We start from the raw sequence: 1,211 nt of genomic DNA on the forward strand, positions 1-1,211 counted from the left end.
AACAAAGAACTGAGTTAAAAAACAAGCAATATTAAGCTAATTTGGAAACAAAGTTTTCATCATAAGGCAATCCACTTTTTGCAATAGCAAAAGCCTGTTTTAATAACTTATTTGCCACAGCTATTAGTGCTAATTTTTTACTCTTTCCTTTTGCTACAAGTCTATCAAATAAGGCTTTGCAAGCCCTGTTGTATTTATAGGCTGAAAATGCTGCTAGAAACACTAAATTTCTAAGTTTCTTATTCCCTACTTTACTTATCCTACTGCGCCCCCTCACACTACTTCCAGACTCCCTAATTGTGGGAGTAATACCTACATAACTACACAATTGTGAGGCTGTCTCAAATTTTTTAAATCCATCGGTTACAACTATTAAAAACAAGGCTGTTTTTAAACCTATACCTGGAATAGTTTGTAATAAAGTTAATTGTGCCTGTTGCTCTTGTTTTACTAATTCTAATAAACGATCCTCTAGCATCAAAATCTCTTTCTTGAGGTGCTTTAAGTCACGCTTCAAAGAACGATAAACCGTTTTTGATGGAATTCCTAGAGTGTCTTCTCCATGAAGCTTGTTTTTTGTAGCTGTACTCTTTTTTACGTAACTATCCAGTAACCTAAAGAGCTGTAAGCATTCTGCCTGCACATCTGTTAAGCCATTATATAATGGAACATCATTAAAGACACCATACTCACAAATAGATTTAGCATCACTCTTATCGGTCTTTACTTTTGCTAGTTTCATTTGAATAAAACGCTTTACTGATAATGGGTTTACAACTGATACTAATACGCCATTTTTATATAAAAACTGCGCCAATCTGTAATGATAATATCCTGTAGCTTCCATCACTACCAAAGCACCTTTTGATAGACTTTTTAGTAGTTTTTTAAAACCCTGTTCATCATTCTTTAATTGATCATGTCCTGTGTCTTGATTGTAAATATCAAACACAGATTTACTAATGTCAATACCATAAATTTTTATATCTTTAGTCATAACAACTTGAAATTTGGAAAGAACAACGCTACTCATATTTCAACAACTTGAAAACGAGATCTAGGTCTCACAGAACTGAACGAAGTTTAAGTAGTAAAAGAGAGAGGGTTATCAATGTTGCCGAAGTCTAATGCTTCACCGTGTATAGTAACCTTATTTCTCTCTTTTGTTCTTTCTGATTATTAATTAAATTTAGTGATTTACAAACTTAAGA

The 1,211-nt window shown here is 32.9% G+C and carries 1 protein-coding gene; it reads right to left on the reverse strand.

Going from position 1 to position 1,211, the window contains the following annotated elements; translation table 11 throughout:
- Nucleotides 1-31: 31 nt before the first annotated feature.
- On the reverse strand, nucleotides 32-997 hold the full coding sequence (locus PW52_RS16920; protein WP_082050942.1) for an IS110 family RNA-guided transposase: 966 nt from the start codon (nucleotides 995-997) through the stop codon (nucleotides 32-34).
- Nucleotides 998-1,211: the final 214 nt, after the last annotated feature.

Source organism: Neotamlana sedimentorum, from assembly GCF_000943565.1.
GTDB classification, from domain to species: domain Bacteria; phylum Bacteroidota; class Bacteroidia; order Flavobacteriales; family Flavobacteriaceae; genus Neotamlana; species Neotamlana sedimentorum.